The sequence below is a fragment of the Halobaculum sp. XH14 genome (genome assembly GCF_032116555.1).
GTDB classification, from domain to species: Archaea; Halobacteriota; Halobacteria; order Halobacteriales; family Haloferacaceae; genus Halorarum; species Halorarum halobium.
Map to the genome: position 1 here is coordinate 2,276,750 of NZ_CP134949.1, position 17,678 is coordinate 2,294,427.

General features: G+C 69.3%; 16 protein-coding genes and 1 pseudogene. 5 read left to right on the forward strand and 12 right to left on the reverse strand.

Going from position 1 to position 17,678, the window contains the following annotated elements; translation table 11 throughout:
* Positions 1–33 precede the first annotated feature (33 nt).
* The gene (locus RJT50_RS11615; RefSeq protein ID WP_313691514.1) at positions 34–1,257 is read right to left on the reverse strand and encodes a potassium channel family protein; all 1,224 of its coding nucleotides are present in this window, start codon (positions 1,255–1,257) and stop codon (positions 34–36) included.
* A gap of 99 nt (positions 1,258–1,356) precedes the next feature.
* Positions 1,357–2,520 carry a sensor histidine kinase gene (locus tag RJT50_RS11620; protein ID WP_313691515.1) on the reverse strand — a complete coding sequence of 388 codons (1,164 nt, stop codon included), beginning with the start codon at positions 2,518–2,520 and terminating at the stop codon, positions 1,357–1,359.
* Positions 2,521–2,637: 117 nt separating this feature from the next.
* Here RJT50_RS11620 and RJT50_RS11625 point away from each other — a divergent pair, with 117 nt between their 5' ends.
* Positions 2,638–3,228, forward strand: coding sequence for a hypothetical protein (locus RJT50_RS11625; protein ID WP_313691516.1), 591 nt, complete (start codon positions 2,638–2,640; stop codon positions 3,226–3,228).
* An 83-nt stretch (positions 3,229–3,311) separates the two neighbouring features.
* Here RJT50_RS11625 and RJT50_RS11630 read toward each other — a convergent pair whose 3' ends face one another.
* From RJT50_RS11630 to RJT50_RS11645, 4 genes are all read right to left on the reverse strand, one after another.
* Entirely contained in the window at positions 3,312–3,776 is a 465-nt protein-coding gene (locus RJT50_RS11630; RefSeq protein WP_313691518.1) for a PaaI family thioesterase, read from the reverse strand.
* Positions 3,777–3,871: 95 nt separating this feature from the next.
* The gene (locus tag RJT50_RS11635; RefSeq protein WP_313691520.1) at positions 3,872–4,576 is read right to left on the reverse strand and encodes a DUF502 domain-containing protein; all 705 of its coding nucleotides are present in this window, start codon (positions 4,574–4,576) and stop codon (positions 3,872–3,874) included.
* A 111-nt stretch (positions 4,577–4,687) separates the two neighbouring features.
* Positions 4,688–5,527 carry a proline dehydrogenase family protein gene (locus RJT50_RS11640; protein WP_313691521.1) on the reverse strand — a complete coding sequence of 280 codons (840 nt, stop codon included), beginning with the start codon at positions 5,525–5,527 and terminating at the stop codon, positions 4,688–4,690.
* Positions 5,528–5,999: 472 nt separating this feature from the next.
* Positions 6,000–6,629, reverse strand: coding sequence for an FAD-dependent oxidoreductase (locus RJT50_RS11645; protein ID WP_313691522.1), 630 nt, complete (start codon positions 6,627–6,629; stop codon positions 6,000–6,002).
* Between the two features lie 216 nt (positions 6,630–6,845).
* On the opposite strand from RJT50_RS11645, the gene RJT50_RS11650 reads away from it, so the two are divergent.
* Positions 6,846–8,594, forward strand: a complete 1,749-nt coding sequence (locus RJT50_RS11650; protein WP_313691524.1) for a 2-oxoacid:acceptor oxidoreductase subunit alpha — start codon at positions 6,846–6,848, stop codon at positions 8,592–8,594.
* Between the two features lies 1 nt (position 8,595).
* On the forward strand, positions 8,596–9,459 hold the full coding sequence (locus tag RJT50_RS11655) for a 2-oxoacid:ferredoxin oxidoreductase subunit beta (RefSeq protein WP_313691526.1): 864 nt from the start codon (positions 8,596–8,598) through the stop codon (positions 9,457–9,459).
* 471 nt (positions 9,460–9,930) lie between these two features.
* Here RJT50_RS11655 and RJT50_RS11660 read toward each other — a convergent pair.
* The 5 genes and pseudogenes from RJT50_RS11660 to RJT50_RS11680 all read right to left on the reverse strand — a co-directional run bounded on the left by RJT50_RS11660 (position 9,931) and on the right by RJT50_RS11680 (position 14,951).
* Positions 9,931–10,774: pseudogene (locus RJT50_RS11660) on the reverse strand (polyprenyl synthetase family protein).
* A gap of 228 nt (positions 10,775–11,002) precedes the next feature.
* Positions 11,003–11,719, reverse strand: coding sequence for a class I SAM-dependent methyltransferase (locus tag RJT50_RS11665; protein WP_313691527.1), 717 nt, complete (start codon positions 11,717–11,719; stop codon positions 11,003–11,005).
* Between the two features lie 118 nt (positions 11,720–11,837).
* Positions 11,838–12,794 (reverse strand): electron transfer flavoprotein subunit alpha/FixB family protein, encoded by a 957-nt coding sequence (locus RJT50_RS11670; RefSeq protein WP_313691529.1) that lies wholly within the window; start codon positions 12,792–12,794, stop codon positions 11,838–11,840.
* On the reverse strand, positions 12,791–13,582 hold the full coding sequence (locus tag RJT50_RS11675; protein ID WP_313691531.1) for an electron transfer flavoprotein subunit beta/FixA family protein: 792 nt from the start codon (positions 13,580–13,582) through the stop codon (positions 12,791–12,793). The genes RJT50_RS11670 and RJT50_RS11675 overlap by 4 nt, the downstream gene beginning before the upstream one ends.
* Before the next feature lie 172 nt (positions 13,583–13,754).
* Positions 13,755–14,951 (reverse strand): helix-turn-helix transcriptional regulator, encoded by a 1,197-nt coding sequence (locus RJT50_RS11680; protein WP_313691533.1) that lies wholly within the window; start codon positions 14,949–14,951, stop codon positions 13,755–13,757.
* Between the two features lie 105 nt (positions 14,952–15,056).
* Between RJT50_RS11680 and RJT50_RS11685 the strand changes: the two genes are divergently transcribed.
* On the forward strand, positions 15,057–16,358 hold the full coding sequence (locus tag RJT50_RS11685) for a DUF7096 domain-containing protein (protein WP_313691534.1): 1,302 nt from the start codon (positions 15,057–15,059) through the stop codon (positions 16,356–16,358).
* A 42-nt stretch (positions 16,359–16,400) separates the two neighbouring features.
* Complete coding sequence (locus RJT50_RS11690; protein ID WP_313691536.1) at positions 16,401–16,862, forward strand: type IV pilin domain-containing protein; 462 nt, start codon at positions 16,401–16,403, stop codon at positions 16,860–16,862.
* Between the two features lie 45 nt (positions 16,863–16,907).
* Here RJT50_RS11690 and RJT50_RS11695 read toward each other — a convergent pair whose 3' ends face one another.
* Positions 16,908–17,591, reverse strand: coding sequence for a methyltransferase domain-containing protein (locus tag RJT50_RS11695; RefSeq protein WP_313691537.1), 684 nt, complete (start codon positions 17,589–17,591; stop codon positions 16,908–16,910).
* Positions 17,592–17,678: the final 87 nt, after the last annotated feature.

Sequence of the window (17,678 nt, forward strand, 5' to 3'; positions counted from 1 at the left end):
CACCGGCCGGTACCCGTCCGCGTTCGCACCCGCTCAGTCCTCGAACTCGCGCGGGTCACCGACGAGCCGCGAGAGCCGCTCCGCGCCCGCCCTGGTTCCCTTCGCGAGCACCACGTCGCCGGCTCGGAGCGCCGTCCCGCTCCCGGGCGAGACGACCCACTCGCCGTCGCCATCGGCGCCGGCCGGCCGGCGGACGGCGATGACGCGCATCCCCGTCTCCTGTTTCACCGTCCGCTCGCCGAGCGTCGCGTCGGCGAGTTCCGACCCCGACGCGACCGACAGGCGCACGATGACCTCGTCGGAGGCTTCGACGGCCTCGGCGACGACGGGGTGGGCGTCGAGCCCACGGAGGACGCCCTCGCTGATCTCCAGGGCCGCGTCGCTGATCACCTCCGTCGCCGACGCGAGGTGGACGAGTCCACGGAGCGAGACGGGGTCCTCGACCCGGGCCGCCGCGCGGAGCGTCCAGGCCTCGAATCGTGACTTGAGCGCGTCGACCTCCGCCTCCAGTTCCGCGACCTCGCCCGCGACCGCCTCGCTGTTGAACAGCACCGAGCCGTACGCCAGGTCGACGGCGAGTTCGCTCATGTTCTTCATCAGCACGACCGAGTCGACGGCGCGCTCGAGGTCCTCGACTCCCGCGGTGGGGGCGTCCGGTTGAACGTAGGACTCCCCCGTGGCGGCCTCATAGACCGTCCGGAGCCCCTCCTCGCCCCCGCGGAGGAACAGCGTGTCGCCGGGCTCGATGGTGGTCTCGGCGTCCGGGTTGAGCAGCCACTCCGTGCCGCGCCGCAGGGCGATGACACGGACCCCCGTCTCGGTTTCGACGTTCGCGTCGGCGAGCGTCCGCCCGGCGTAGGCCGAGTCGTCCGCGAGTTCCGCCCGGACTAGCGTCTCGACCGCCTCGGGCAACGCGGCGCGGATCGCGTCGGGGAGCCCCACCTCCTCCAACACGACCTTCGCGATGTCGCCCGCCGCGTCGCTGATCTTCTCGGCCGCGCCGATGACGCCCAGCACGGGCGCGAGTTCCTCGGCGTCCTCCGGCGAGCGCGCGGCCATCATCACGCTCATCCGGGCCTGTAACTGCAGCTGGTCCATGCGGGACTCCAGTTCGAGCACCTCCCCCGCGAGGTCGGCGCTCCCGTGGAGCACCGCGGAGTACGAGAGGTCGATGAGCAGCTCCGCGGTGTCCTTCATCTCCGCGAGCACTGCCTTCACGGAGGTCGGCTCGTACGCGACGCGGTCCTCGGGGGTCATCCGTCGTGGGCGGCTTCGACGGGCCGGCGGAAAAGGGTTGCTCGCACGGGACCGTGCGGTTCCCGCCCGGCTCAGGCCGCTTCGGTCTCCAGTGACGGCTCAGGCCGCTTCGGTCTCCAGTGACGGCTCCGGCGTGGAAGCGCCCTCCGGTGCCGCCCGTTCGAGCAGTTCGATCACGAACTCCGTCCCCGCCGGACCCGTGCTGTGCAGTTCGAGCCTCCCCCCGTACAGTTCGACGAGGTTCCGCGTCAGGAACAGCCCGTAGCCGTGATCGCCCGACCTCGGCGGTTCGAAGAGTCGCTCGCGCTCGGTTCGCGGGATTCCACGACCGTCGTCGCTGACGCGAACCGAGACGCGCTCCCCGTCGGCTTCGACCGAGAGCGTGATGGTGACCCCGGCCTCGTTGTGCTCGACCGCGTTCTCGATCAGGTTGACGAGCACCCGGTCGAGGAGGTCGCCGGCCAGCACGAACGCCGAGTCCGGGGCCTCGAGCACGAGTTCCGCCTCCGGATGGGAGCGCCCGATCCAGTCGAGTTCCGTTTCGATGACCGAGACCACGTCGAGCACTTCGAGCTCCGGGTCGTGGTCCGTCGTATCCAGGATGTCCCGGATCGAGTCGATGAACAGGGCGATGTCCTCGCTGCTGTGGCGGATGATGTCGAGATAGCCGGCCGTCGCCTCGGTCTGTTCGCCCCGTTCGGCGAGCAGGCCGGCGTAGCCGTTGATCTTCGCGACCTCGTTCAACACCTCGTGTCTGAGGTAGTTGTTCAGGTGTTCGAGCTGTTCGCGCTCCCGCTTGCGGCGTCGCGCGACCAGCCGCGATCGGTTCCGCTCGCGTTCGCTCTGTTTCGATCTGACGCCCATGATTCCGATGACCGACCCGGAGGAGGCGCCGAACCCGGTCGACAGCAGGAGGATCAGCCAGCGCTCGCCGGGGTCGAACGTCGTCTCGATGACGAACAGCGCCGCGTACATCGCCACGACGAACAGCAGCGCGCTCCCGGCCGTCCAGCCGATCACCGGCGGCCGGAGTTCGGGGTCGGTGTCCGACTCGTGGAGCCACATCGCCGCCGCGAGCAGGACGACCGACGGGATCGCGAGCAGGATGACCTCGAGGTAGCCGTCGAGGCTCGAGTCGGCGATCTCGCGTGCGTCCTGAAACACGTAGAAGAAGGACACGTACGCGACGGTGAACCCGACCCACAGGAACGCCATGATTCGCGTCGTGGTGAGGCACCGTCCGGTTCCGAGGGGAGGTCCCATCGCCTACGCAGTCCGCCAATCGGCATACAGCGTTTACTATGATGACTCAATACTGCCCACTATTCGGACGGAGGGCTACTAGAAGCAGTTATTCTCGGGTGCCGCCGTTCGCCGGCCGTGTCACGAGGAACCGGCGGGTCGACCGGGGTCGGCGACGCGATCGGGCGGGACCCACGCTGGGAACGCACGGTCCTCGCTCTCGGACTCCTCAGCGCGCTGCTGTTCGGACTCGGGCTACAGGTGACCGAGGCGGCCGGCGAGTTCGCGGTCGACGTGGACCTCAAGCCGTTCTTCATCCCGTACCTGCTCGTCGGCCTGGCCAGGTTCGGCATCCCGACTCTGTCGGTCGGGCTCGGGGCCGCGCTCGGCGAGGGCGTCCTCGACGTGTTCGAGGGGTACGAACTGGACGACCCGATCGGGTTCATCGGCTACGTCGTCGGCTTCGTCGTGTTCGGCTGGTATCTCGACCAGCGAACCGCGGACCCGACGTCGTCCCGGTCGCTCGTCGTCGCGGCCGTCCTCGGCGCGCTCGCCCAGGCCGTGTTCGAGGGATCGGCGTTCCTCATCTTCGACCCGAGCGCCGGCCCCCTCGCCGCGACGCTCAGCGTCCTGGGGAACACGGTCACCCACGGAGTCCTGCTGGGCGCGATTCCGCTCGTGCTGCTCCACGACCCGGTTCGGCGGCGGTTCGGCGCGTACGTGCCGTGACTGGAGGGCCGAGCCGCCGGGGGACTGACGGGACCCCCCGCGACCGGTTCATCGCCCGTCCGACTCGTTCACGGAACGGCCGCTCACTCCCGAAACAGCCGATAGGAAGTCCGCCCGACCGCGACGTCCTTCTGCTCGCCGTCCGGGTCGACGCTCGAGACGACCGTGTCGGTGTAGCCCATCGAGCCGCCCGTCCGGAGCACCTCGGCTTCGACGCGGAGGTCGTCAGTCGCGGGCCGGAGGTAGGTGACGTTCAGGTCGGTCGTCGCCAGCGACCCGGTCGTCGGGTCGTCGAACGTCGAGCGGAGCGCGAACCCGGACGCGGTGTCCACGAGCGTCGCCGCGATGCCGCCGTGGATGGAGCCGACGGGCGAGCCGGGGTTCACCAGCTTCTCGTCGTACGGGACGGACATGACGATGCGGCCGCGATCGAGCTCCTCGACGCGCAGGTTCAGCCACGAGAGGAAGCCGTGGCTCTCGATGAACGACTGGAGCAGTTCGACGTGGTCGGCGTCGAGGTCCGGGAACAGTTCGTCGTCCTCGCTCATGGGAGAAGGGGGCCGCCGCGGTACTTCACCGTTCGGAAGTCGCCGGGCGGTAGCCGCCGCCTCGGGTCAGTACCGAACCCGCGTCCCCGTCCGAGTCAGTCCTCGCCGTCGGCGACGACGCTCTCGCCCGTGTCGTCACGCTCGTCGGTACCGTCGTCCCCGGCGGCGCTCTGTCGACCCTCGGCGGCGCTCACCGGCCCGCCGTCGCCCTCGCCGAAGCCGGCCGAGAGGACGCGGGTGAGCGCCTCCTCGACCCGCTCGTCCGTCTCGGTGATGTCGGCCGACTCCACCTCCAGCACGAACCCGGTGGTGATGTTCGGCGCTGTCGGCATGAACAGCACCTCGCGGTCGTCGCTCGTTCGCTTGCCGGTCTTGAACGCCGTCATCCGCATCCCCTCCCAGGGCTCGATGCGGACGGGCTTCTGGAGTTCGTCGGTCCCGGTGAGCGCCGTCTCGACCGCGAGCTTCGACGCGTTGTACAGCACCCGAATCACCGGGAGGCGGTTGATGGCGGCGTCGAGAAATCCCTCCGCGAACCGCCCCGCGGTCGTCCGCATCATGTACCCGGCCGCGAACACGACGAGGACGAACACCGTCAGGACGATGACGACCTGCAGGAGGTTGACGACGAACGCGACGAGCCAGTCGGCCATCCCCGGCGGCGGCGACTCCCAGACCACCGTCGGGACGAACGGGAGTTCGAGGAGCTGGGTGTAGAGCCAGTTGGCGACGAACAGGATGACGAGCAGCGGGATCACGACCACGAGCCCGCTTGCGAAGTCCCGCTTCCACGTGGACATTGTTGTGCTACTTCACGTTCGGGGACGAGGGGTTATCAGCGCTTCTACACGCGCGAGGCTCGCCCTCGGAGGCGAACGAGCCGGACGGACCTCCGGGGGAACTCGGTCCGTTCAGACGCCAACGACCGCCCGCAGCGCGAACAACAGGTTCTCCTTGCGCTCGCGCACGCGGCGGTAGAAGTACGAGAGCCACTTGTCGCCGTAGGGCGCGTACTGCCACACCTCCACGCCCTCGGCGGCGAGTTCGCGCTGGGCGTCCGGGCGCACGCCCATGAGCATCTGGACCTCGAACCCGGCGCCGTGTTCCGCGTGGAGCTCCTTCGCGTACGAGATCATCGCGGGGTCGTGGCTCCCGACCGCGATGCCGCCCTCCCGGCGCGAGAACAGCAGTTCCAGCCCCTCGCGGTACGCCTCGTTCACGTCGGCCTTGTCGGTGTACGCGATTTCGGGGTCCTCGTCGTAGGCCCCCTTCACGAGCCGGAGTTTGCCGGGGACGTCGGCGAGCCGGTCGAGGTCCTCCCGCGTGCGCCGGAGGTTCGCCTGCACGCAGAGGCCGACGCCGCCGTCGTGTTCGCGCGCCAGCTCCTCGAAGGCGTCGAGCGTCGCGCCCGTCGTGGTTGCGTCCTCCATGTCACACCAGACGAACACGTCGTGCTCCCGGCCCGCCTCGACGACCCGGCCGAAGTTCTCGCGGAACACGCCCTCGCCGACGTCGAGGCCGAGTTGTGACGGCTTGACCGAGACGCAGGCGTCGAGGTCGGTGCCGCCGATGTCGGCGACGAGCGACTCGTAGGTCGCGGCGTCCTCGTCGGCCGGGGCGCGCTCGTGGTAGTGTTCGCCCAGGAGGTTGAGGATGACCTTGACGTCGTCCTCGTTCTCCCGGCGGGCGTGTTCGAACGCCGCCGCGGGCGTCTCGCCCGCGACGAACCGGCTCGCGATGGGAGGAATCATCTGGTCGCACGCTTGCCACCCCCCCGTCTTGAGTGTTGTCGGTTCTGCTCCGCGGTGTCCGGGCGGAGTGGTATCTTTCGCGGTGTTCTCCGGATTTTTGTCGCGTGCGTGTTCTGACCGGTCGTCGTCGCAGGGGTGACGCTGGTGACGACCGCGGAAGCCCCGCGGCTCTGTCATTCCCGTCCACCGGTTTTCCTATCAAGCGTCGTTCCCCTGACTACCGAACGTGCACGCCGTGGGCAGTCCACCGTGACGCCGCCCGGCTGACGGTCGACGGGATGTGGCGGGCGCGACCGCGAGCGACCCGTGGGAGCGAGCCGCGCCCGCCGGGGAGGCGTGGGGAGCCCACGCGACGACCCGACCGTCCCACGGGGCGGGACTGAACGGGATCGGATCGGGCGTCCGGGGGCTTTCAACGTAGTCGTCAGGCGGGCGATCGAAACGGCAGGAGTACTGGCTCCGTTCAGGACGGCTAGCCGAAACTCTCGATCTTCGCGTCGTCCACGTCGGCACCCGCCGCCGCCAGCGCTTCCGAGGCGTCCTCGACGAACCCGGCGAACCCGTAGACGAACGCGCGCTCGCCCTCTGCTCCCGTCACCGCGTCCGCCACCGGGTCCGCTATGTCGCCCTCGGTCACGACGACGCTCGCGCCGCGCTCGCGGATGTCGTCCAGGCGGTCGACGTGGGCCGGTCGGTCGTCCCGGTACACGACCGCCGCATCGTTGCCCGTTTCGAGGGCGGCCTCAGCGATGGCGACCGCCGGGCCGATGCCGGGCCCGCCCGCGAGGACGACCGCGCGGGACTCGCCCTCGTAGTACTCGTCGCCGAAGGGGCCCGACAGTTCGACCGTGTCACCCGGGTCGAGCGCGGCGAGTTCGGCCGAAAAGTCGCCGCCGTCGAGGCCGACGGTCGTCTCGAACGTGCCGTCGGCGTCGGGCGAGGAGACGGTGTAGAATCGCGATTCGGGCTCGCCGTCCACCTCCGCCGTCAGGCGGGCGAACTGGCCGGGCTTCGCGTCGAACGCGGCGGGGGAGTCGAACGCGACCGCGACGGTGTCCGGGCCGACCTCGGTGACCGACCTGACCGTGATCGTAGCGTCCATGCCCGTCGTTTTGAACGGGGGGTACGGGAAGGTGTCGTTCCCCCGACGGGCGAGCACGCTCGGCAGCGGCGGACGAACGTCCGGTTTTCGTCCGTCGTTGGGTGGCCGGTTCGACAGATGACGGCGAATCCGCCGGATCGCCGGCCGAACGGCAAGCACGTGAAGTCTCCCCCTTTCAGAAGGCTTTTCCTCCGACCACGGGAACCACCGACTAGTATGCCAGCGGACTTCAACTGGGCCATCGGCGGCGAAGCCGGCGATGGGATCGACTCCACCGGGAAAATCTTCGCGCAAGCGCTCTCCCGCGCGGGTCGACACGTCTTCACCTCGAAGGACTTCGCCTCCCGAATTCGGGGCGGCTACACCGCCTACAAGGTGCGAACGTCCGTCGACAAGGTGCAGTCGGTCGTCGACAGGCTCGACGTGCTCATCGCGCTCACCCCCCGGACCATCGACGAGAACCTCGACGAGCTGCACGACGGCTCGGTGATCATCTACGACGGCGAACGCACCACGATGCAGGACGTCGAGATTCCGGGCGAGATGATCGGCCTGAACGTCCCGCTGAAGGCGCTGGCCGAGGAAGCCGGCGGCGCGATCATGCGGAACGTCGTCGCGCTGGGGGCCGCGTGTGCGGTCACCTCCTTTCCCATCGAGAACCTCGACTCCTCGCTGAAGAAGCGCTTCGGCGACAAGGGCCAGGCGATCGTCGAGAACAACAAGGAGGCCGCCCGGAAGGGGCTCGAGTACGTCCGCGAGGAGTACGACGAGGAGGACCTGGAGTACGACCTCGACACGACCGACAACGACTACGTCCTGTTGAACGGCGACGAGGCCATCGGGATGGGCGCCATCGCCGCCGGCTGCAAGTTCTACGCCGGCTACCCCATCACACCCGCGACGGACGTGATGACCTACCTGACGGGTCGCATCGAGCAGTTCGGCGGGCACGTCGTGCAGGCCGAGGACGAGCTCGCGGCGATCAACCTCGCGCTGGGCGCCGCTCGCTCGGGCGCGCGCTCGATGACCGCGACCTCCGGCCCCGGCATCGACCTGATGACCGAGACGTTCGGGCTCGTGGCGACCTCCGAGACGCCGCTGGTCATCTGTGACGTGATGCGTTCGGGCCCCTCGACGGGGATGCCGACCAAGCAGGAGCAGGGCGACCTCAACATGCTGCTGTACGGCGGGCACGGCGAGATTCCCCGCTTCGTCCTCGCGCCGACGACGGTCGCCGAGTGCTTCTGGAAGACCGTCGAGGCGTTCAACCTCGCCGAGCAGTATCAGACTCCCGTCTATCTCACCTCCGACCTCTCGCTCGCGGTCACCGAGCAGACGTTCGAGCCGGACGCCTTCGACATGGACGCCGTCGAGATCGACCGCGGCAAGGTCGTCGACGACGACTCCATCGGCGACCACCGGACCGAGCAGGGACAGTTCAAACCCCACGAGCTCACCGACGACGGCGTCAGCCCGCGCGCGTTCCCGGGCACCGCCGGCGGCGCGCACATGTCCACCGGCCTGGAACACGACGAGCTCGGGCGACGGACCGAGGACACGGAGATGCGCGTGAAGCAGGTCGAGAAGCGCGACCGGAAGGTCGAGACCGCGCGGGCCGAGGAGGACTGGAGCCCGCGGGAGTTCGGCGACCCCGAGGCTGAGAACCTCGTCGTCTCGTGGGGCTCGAACGAGGGCGCGCTCGTCGAGGCGCTCGACCTCCTCGAGGAGGAGGACGTCGAGGTCCGCGTGCTTTCGGTGCCGTACATCTTCCCCCGACCCGGCCTCTCCGAGGCGTTCGAGTCGGCCGAGGAGGTCGTCGTCGTCGAGTGTAACGCGACCGGACAGTTCGCGGACGTGCTCGAACACGACACCCTTACCCGCGTGAAACGTGTGAACAAGTACAACGGCGTCCGCTTCAAGGCGGACGAACTCGCGGCGGACATCAAGGAGACACTGGAGGCCTAACATGAGCTCGCAGGTCAAATTCACCGACTTCAAGTCCGACAAGCAGCCGACGTGGTGCCCCGGGTGCGGGGACTTCGGCACGATGAACGGCATGATGAAGGGGCTGGCGGAGACGGGGAACGACCCCGACAACACCTTCGTCGTCGCCGGCATCGGCTGTTCGGGCAAGATCGGCACGTACATGCACAGCTACGCCATTCACGGCGTCCACGGCCGGGCGCTCCCGGTCGGCGCCGGCGTGAAGATGGCGAACCCGGAACTGGAAGTGATGGTCGCCGGCGGCGACGGCGACGGCTACTCCATCGGCGCGGGCCACTTCGTCCACGCGGTCCGGCGCAACGTGGACATGAGCTACGTCGTGATGGACAACCGCATCTACGGGCTCACCAAGGGCCAGGCCTCGCCCACCTCGCGCGAGGACTTCGAGACGGCGACGACGCCCGAAGGGCCGAAACAGCCCCCGGTCAACCCGCTCGCGCTCGCGCTCGCCTCCGGCGCGACGTTCATCGCCCAGTCGTTCTCCAGCGACGCCCTGCGTCACCAGGAGATCGTCCAGCAGGCGATCGAGCACGACGGGTTCGGCTTCGTCAACGTGTTCTCGCCCTGTGTGACGTTCAACGACGTGGACACGTACGACTACTTCCGCGACTCGCTGGTCGATCTGGCCGACACCGACTACGACGCCACGGACCGCGAGGCGGCAAAGGAGAAGGTCCTCGACGCGGACAAGGAGTACATGGGCGTCCTCTACCAGGACGAGGACTCCGTGCCGTACGAGGCCCAGCACGGGCTCGACTCGCCGATGCACGAGGTCGACGACGGCGCGCCCGAGGGCGCGATGGACCTCGTTCGGGAGTTCTACTGAAGGAACCTCTTTTCCGGAGGTCCTCCTCGCTCGCGCGCCGGAGGCGCGCTCGCTCGTCGAACCCCCGCAAAACCCGTTCATGCCAAAAGGCCGCGAGCAACGGTCGGCGCGGCTTCGCCGCGCCTCCCTCGCTCGCGGTGGGTACCGGAATGACTGATCCCCTGATCGGGTTCGTCGCTCACCAGTTGTCTTCCTGCTATCTCCTCGGCCGGAGAACTGAACGTTTGCACTAGACACCCTTGCTTTTGTACCCCGTTCACGGAGAAGCTGCCGTGGCGTACGACGGCCGATGAGCATCCATCGCTACGATAGCAGGACCCCCAATGTCGCACCAGTAGTTGTACCGTGAGAGAGGGAGGCCGGAGGCCGACCGAGCGAGCGGCTCTTTGGCATGAACGGGTTTTGCGGGGGTCTGGCCGCAGCGCTCGACGAAGTCGAGCGCGAGGACATGCCCCCGCAAAAGAGGTTCGTTTACCGTTCCCGAACCACGACGAACTCGGCGAGGTCCCGCAGGTAGCCCGACGCCTCGGAGTCCTCGATGGTCGCCGTCTCCAGGGCCTCCAGCGCGCGGGTCGGCCTCCTCGCGTGCCCGCTCGTCGGCCTCCTCGGGCGTCAGGTCCGTCACCTGGAGCAGCGACGGCCGGTCCACCGCCTCGTCCTGGCCGGTCGGCTTGCCGAGGTCCGCCGCGTCCGCGGTCGCGTCGAGCACGTCGTCGCGGATCTGGAAGGCGACCCCGACGCGCTCGGCGTACTCGCCGAACGACTCGACCGTGAACCCGTCGGCGCCCGCCGCGACCGCGCCGAGTTCCGCTGACGCGCGGAACAGCGCGCCGGTCTTCCGGCGGGCCAGTTCCATGTACTCCGCCTCGTTCGTCGGCCGGGCGACGAGTTCGGTCGCCTCGCCCTCGCCGAGTTCGACCATCGCCTCCGCGACGATCTGCATCGCCCGCTCGTCCCGCGAGAAGAGGCCGAACGCCTCGCCGAGCAGGCCGTCGGAGGCGACGATGGCGGGGCCGTAGCCGAACTCCGCCCAGGCGCTCGGCGTCCCCCGGCGCACCTCCGACCGGTCGATGATGTCGTCGACGACGAGCGAGGCGTTGTGGACGAGCTCCGCGCCGACCGCGAAGTCGACCGCCTCCGTCGGGTCGCCCCCGGCCGTCTCGCAGACGAGGAGCGTCACCGTCGGGCGGACGCGCTTGCCGCCGGCGAGCGCGACGTGCTCCAGCTCCGCGGCGAGTGCGTCGGGCTCGACCGACTCGGCAACCTCGCCCAGCCGGTCGTTCACCATCACGACCCGGCGCTCCAGGTACTCCATTGCCCATGCTTCCGGGATGGCCCGGCAAGTACGTGACGGAACGTCCGGGCGGACTCGGACGAGCGGCCGCGGGCGACCGGAACGAGCGACGAGAAGCTGAGCGAAACCAGGCGTAGGTTCATGTCCGAAGCCGTGGCCACGCCACCCCATGACCTGACCGACGCCGCGGGTCGGGCGAGGCCGGTGTACGGCGTCCCGCCCGCGGACCGTCTCGCCGTCTGTCAGCCCTCAACGGAGCGTCGCGCGGAGACACAGGGACGTCGGCTCCCGCGACACGCGCTCGTACGTCTCCGGGGATTTCTCGCGGAACCCCCCGGTCGGCGTCGCCTCGGAGACGCGGTCAAGCCGAAAGCCCGCTTCGAGCAGTGGGTTTAGCGCCGTCTCCAGCGGTCGGCGGTACGTCGGCACCTCGACCGGGTCGCCAAAGTCCTCCCAGACGGCGCTCACCGCCTCGACCGCGAAGTAGTCCTCCGGGTCGAAGAACGTCGCGTCCGCGAACGGGTGTCCGACCGAACAGACGAGAGTTCCGTCTGCCCGAAGTATCCGCGCGAGCTCCCCGAACAGCGGCGTCCAGTCCCGGACGTAGTCGAACGCCAGGGAGCCGTGGACGACGTCGAACGAACCGTCAGGAAACGGGAGGGGGCCGCCGAGGTCCGCACGGAGCAGCGACGCGTCCCCGTCGATGCGGCCCCAGGCGTGCCGGAGCATCGCCGGACTCACGTCGAGACCGACTACCTCGGTGCCGGCCGCCAGCAGTTCGGCGGTCGTGATGCCGGGACCACAGCCGGCATCGAGAACTCGTTTCCCGTCCAGATCCGGGAGTAGCTCCCGCGTTTCCGGGCGTTCGAGGTCGGCGTTGAACGGCTTCGTCGGCGCGCGTTCGGCGTAGGCGTCCGCGAGCCGCTCGTAGGCTTCGAGCGCCCGCGGTCGCTCCTCGTCAGTCATGACTTCCCTGCGCGATCGGGGATGAAAACGGCGTCGGGCGACGAGCCCGACGGATCGCGGCGGGGTCGGTGGGCGACGCTCGGTTCCGCGGTCGGCGACGGTCGACGCCCGCCCCCGGCTACTCGAACTGTTCGATGAGCGCCGGTACCACGTCGAACAGGTCGCCGACGACGCCGTAGTCGGCGATGTCGAAGATGGGCGCGTTCGGGTCCGTGTTCACCGCGACGATGGTCTCGGCCCCCTTCATCCCGGCGACGTGCTGGACGGCCCCGGAGATGCCGATCGCCAGGTAGACGTCCGGCGTCACCTGCTTGCCGGACTGGCCGACCTGCCGATTCTTCGGGAGCCAGCCGTTGTCGACGATGGGCCGCGACGAGGACAGCGTCGCGCCCGTGGCGTCGACGAGGTCGCGGATGAGATCGAGGTTCTCCTCCTCCTCGATGCCGCGGCCGATGGAGACGAGGAAGTCCGCGTCCGCGATGTCGACGTCGCCGCCGCCGACCTCCTCGAACCCGGTCACGCGCGAGCCCGCCGCGTCGGCGTCGAACTCGTAGTCGAACGGTTCGACCGCCGCCTCGCCCGTCCCCTCCGTCGGTGCCCACTCGCCGCCGCGGACGGTGACGGCGAACTGCTCGGCGTCGACCGTGACGGTCGTCTCGACCTTCGAACCGTACATCTCGCGGGTCGCCTCGAGGCCGCCGTCGTAGGCGAAGTCGATGGCGTCGGAGACGTACGGCAGTTCCAGCGCGTTCGCGACCGCCGGCGCGTAGTCGAGGCCGTTCACCGAGTTCGGCATGAGCAGCGCAGTCGGGTCGATCTCGGCGAACAGCGCCTCGAGCGCCCCGGCGTAGAGGTCGTGGTTGAACTCCGCGCCGTCGTCGACGGTGTCAATCGTGTCCACGCCGTCCAGGTTCAGCGTCTCCGCGAAGCCGTCCACGTCGCCGGCGATGACGGCGAGGTGGAGGTCGCCACCCATCTCGGCGGCGAGTTCGCGGCCCGCGGTGACGACCTCGAAGGTCACGTCCCGGAGCTCCCCGCGCCGGTGCTCAGCGACGGCGAGCACGTCGGAACTCATTCGCCGACCACCCCCTTCTCGCGGAGCATGTCGGCGAGTTGGCTGGCCTGGTCACCGGCGTCGCCCTCGAAGTAGGTCGCGTCTGACTCGGTCTCGGGCTCGTACATGCTCGTCCGTTCGATGGGCGAGGCGACCGCGTCGGTGTCGAGACCCAGGTCATCGAGCGTCATCGGCGCGATTTCCTTCGACTGGGCCTGCCGGATGCCGCGCAGGCTGGCGTAGCGCGGCTCGTTCAGGCCGGTCTGAATCGTGAGCACCGCGGGGAGGTCGACGTCGGTCAGCTCCTCGACGCCGCCTTCCAGTTCGCGGTGGACGCTGGCCGTCGAGAAGTCCTCCGACATGTCGAGCGCGTTGACGACCGCCGCCCACTCGAAACCGAGCTCGTCCGCGAGGGCGACGCCGGTCGCGCCGAAGCCGTCGTCGTTGGCCTGCACCCCCGAGAGGATCAGGTCCGGGTCCTCCTCGTCGGCGACCGCGGCGAGCAGTCGTGCCTTCGCGGCGACGTCGAGGTCGGCGGCCGCGACATCGTCGTCCCAGACGCGAACGGCCCGGTCTGCACCCTTCGCCAGCGCCATCCTGATGGTCTCTTCGCTCCGCTCGGGGCCGATCGTCACGGAGACGACCTCGACGTCGTCGAACGCCTCCGAGAGCTGCACGCCGGCCTCGATGGCGTAATCGTCCCACTCGTTGAGGTCGTACTCGAGGTACTGCTCCCCGACGTCGAGCCCGTCGATCTCGAAGTCGTCGGCCGCCTCCGCGACTTCCTTGACGGTGACGAGAACTTTCATCGTCCGTCGATTGCTCCGGTCGGCGCTAAATCCTTTCGAAACCCCGCACACGCCGTTCCGGATTGTCGGGGGAACCGTCGAACGGATCGGCCAGCCTACCGGGGACGATTCGACCGTCCTCGACGACCCGGATCGCCTCCCGCTTCCATCACGACCGACCGACGCCGACGGCTCAGACGCCGTTACCGCGCGGACCCTCGTCCTCGTCGCCGTCCGGGAGCGAGATGAGGTTCTCGCGGCCGAGCCTGAGTTTCTCGACGTCGCCGTCATCGGCCATCGTCGAGAGCAACTGCGACACCTTCGCGTCCGACCAGCCGGTCTCCGAGACGATGTCAGCCTGTCGCATCCGCCCGCCGTTCCTGTCGAGCAGCCGTTCGACCCGTTCCTCGTCGGAGAGGAGTTCCGGGTCGGGCTCCGGGTTCGACGCGGCCGCACCGCCCCCCTCTGCAGCGACGGCGTCCTCGGTTCCGCCGTTCGTCGCGTCGCCCCCGACCGCGGCCACGCCGTCACCGTCCACCGACCCGGCCGGCGGATCGCCGGCGGTCGTCCGCTCGTCCGCGGTCCCGGCCGTTCCCGGCCGGCGGCGCGAAAGGAGATACGCCCCGACGACGAGCACCCCGAGCAGGAGCGCCGAACCGATCAGGAACTGCGTGTCCTGCCAGAACGGTGCCTCCTCCTCGGAGCCGGTGAACGTGACCGAGATGTCGCCCGCGGCGAACGTGTACGGCTCGGTGACGACGATGTTTCGGCTCACGAGGCGGTAGTTCGCCTCGATCGAGATGTCCGGTGCGGTGTACCCGGGTGGCGGCTGGATGACCAGCCGCTGACCCGACTGGAGCGTCCGGAACCAGGTCTCCTCGGGACCCGTGACGAACACGTCGCCGAGAACGAGGGTCCCGTTCTCGGTCCGTTCGAGGAAGTTCGTCCACGTGAACCGGAGGCGGAGCACGCCGGTCGTCTCGTTTCGCAGCCCCGCCGTGTAGTTCACGTTCCGAATCCGCATCTCCCGGCCCGTGTGTTCGGCCGCAACCACGGCCGCGTTCCGGAACACGTCGGTCGACGGGCCCGTCTCCGACCCGTCGTCACGGTACCCGTCGGCGTACGCCTCGAACGCCTCCCGCGATTCCGGGTCCTCGAGTCGGTACTCGACCCCGACCGTCCAGCGTGCGTTTCCGTTCTCCCGCAGCGAGATGTTGAACGTCGTCGTGCTGTCGTCGAACGGGGTGGCCGTGTCGCCGAACTGGGACGGGGCCGTCACCCGTCCCGGGTCGCTTGCGGCCCCGGGACCGGCGTCCGCCGGGAGCGTCGCGGCGGCCGGCACTGGTGCGAGGAGGCACAGAACCGCGAGGAGGAGGGCAACGTGCCGCATTCATCGCCTGAGTCACGGCCGCGCACCTAAACGCTTTCCATGCGGGAGTCGGGCTCACGCTCGGTTCGCTCGGTTTTTTAGTGTTGGCGGCGAAAGCCGCGCTCGATGAGAACAGCCCCCGTCGTTCTTACCCTCCTCCTGGTCTGTGCCGCCGCCGCGGGCGCCGCCGGGACCGGCGGCCCCGGGGCCGTCGAGGCGACCACACCGACCGCCGAGCAGGCCCCCCCGGAGCCGGTGCCGACCGCAGTGACCGCCGTGGCGAACGGGACGGACGTGACGAACCGGACCCACGTGCTCTCGATCCCGAGCGAGAACGTCACGAACGCCCGCATCGACGAGGCCCGCATCGACGCCGGCCTGGCGGTCGGGGTCGAGGTGAACACCTCCGCCGAGCGGATGGAAACCATCGCCCTCCGGCAACGCATCACCGCCGCGGAAACCAACGACGAGCGCCAGCGGCGCGTCCTCGACGGGATGAACGAGCTGGAAAAACGGGTCGTCACCCTCCGAACGGAGCACCGAACCGCCATCGAAGGCTACGCGAGCGGGGAGCTCGGCACCCGCGAACTCCTCGCCGAACTCGCCCGAATCAAGGCCGAGTCCGACGCGCTCGAACGGCGACTGGCGGTTCTCGAGGAACTGGCCAGCGAGACCGAGGGGAGCACGCTCGACAGCGACCGCATCCCGGCGCTCGCCTTCCAGCTTCGTGCCTTCGACGGCCCGGTCCGGGATCGGGCGCTCCAAGCCAGTAGCGGCGAGGCTCCGCCGACGCGCATCTACGTCGCGGCGAGCGAGGACGGCGTCGTACTCTCGACGGTCATCGACGGCCAGTACGTCCGAGAGGTGTATCGCGGTGACCTCCGGAGCCTGCAGAGTGGAACCGTGGCCATGGCGGAGAACGTCACCGCCAGAAGCTACCCCGCGATCTGGGCGGCCTCTACCAACCCGAGCGGAACCGGTTCCGGTTCGACGCACATCGTCGACGTGCCGTACGCCACCGGGAACCTCACGGCGTTCGTCGACGGCGGGAGCGAACGCGTGTTCAAGGAGTACCAGCGGATCCGGCTGGCGAACGTGACCGGCGGCGAGGTCCGGGAGCGAACGATCGACCTGACCGTTCGCGTCAACCGGACGTACGCCGGCGGGCCGCTCCGGATCGAAGTGCTCGACCCCGGGACCGGCGATCCGATCGACGCGTCCGTGCGGATCGCGGCCGGCAACGAGGGGAGCGTCGACGTCGGCACGACCGGGGAGGACGGCGTCCTCTGGACGGTCGCGCCCCGCGGGACGTTCGTGGTCACCGCCATTCAGGAGGGGTCGAACGACCTCTCGACGGTCGAGATCACCTCGACCGAACCCGTGTCCGTGGCGGAGGCGTACGGATCGAACGACAGCGGCGACGACTGAACCGGGCGAACGCTTTTGGCCGATGACGGGACCAGCCTGCCCGTGTCGTCACGCGCATCCGCACCGGCGGTCGGCATCGCGCTGCTCCTGCTGGTCGCCGTCGGGCTCTCCGCGACGGTCGGCGCGGCGGCCTTCGGCGTCGCCGGGACGCCGGCCGACCCCGCACCGGTCGCCAGCCTCTCGCTTGCGATCGACGACGGGGCGCTGGTGTTCGAGCACGGCGGCGGCGACACGCTCGACGTCCGGACCCTCCACCTCCGCGTCTCGGTGGCGAACGAGGAACTCACCCACCAGCCGCCGATTCCGTTCTTCGCCGCACGGGGGTTCGTGTCCGGTCCGACCGGCCCGTTCAACGTCGCGGATGATCCCCGCTGGAGCGCCGGCGAGCGTGCCCGAGTCGAGCCGGCGGGGACGAACGAACCGGCCATCAGACCCGGCGTGACGGTCACGGTTGACGTGTACGTCGACGCCCACAGGCTCGTCCGACTTACCGCCATCGCGTGACCGGTGCACGGATCCGGGGGAGAAGAGTCGAGCGGTGGCCGCCAGTCAGTCGCCCGCCGACGCGTCGATCCGATCGGCCTCCGCGTCGCTCGCCCGCGCCGCCACGTCGCCATCGGGGACGGTTGCGACGGTCGTGATCGCGCGCGGAGCGCCGACGTGTCGCTGCTGGATGTAGTGGTTCATCTCCGAAAAGCCCGCCCCACGGAACATGCGTTCCGCCTCCTCGGCGTCGTAGAACAGCATGATCGCGTCCGCGAGCTTCTGGAACGGCTTCGTCTTCGGGTAGTCCGGGCCGACGACGAGGACGGTTCCGCCCGGCTTCGTGACCCGTCTGAACTCCGCGAGCGCGTCGACGGGGTTCGGCCAGTACTCGATCGAGCCGGACGACCAGAGCTTGTCGAAGCTGTCGTCCGCGAACGGGAGCCGCTCGGCGTCCCCGCGGTAGAACCGGACCTTGCCGCGCTTGCCGAACTTGGCGAACGCCCGCTCCATCTGGTCCATCGACTGGTCGAGCGCGTGGACCTCGTCGACGTGGTTGAGCAGCCCCTCCGTGGCGAAACCGGTGCCCGAGCCGACGTCGAGCACCCGGTCGTCGCGGTCCGCGTCGAACCAGTCGAGCGCCCGGTTGCGCATCCGGTCGTCCCAGATGTACGGGTTGACCGTGTCGTAGACCCTGGAGAGGTACTTGTAGAACAGGCGGGCGCGCGCCTTGTTCTCGAGGATTCCCATTACCCGTTCGTTCCGACCGGCCGGTCATAATCCCAACGGGTTCCGAGCGACCGTCGGGCGTACCACGCCGTCCTGCGACTAGATCCG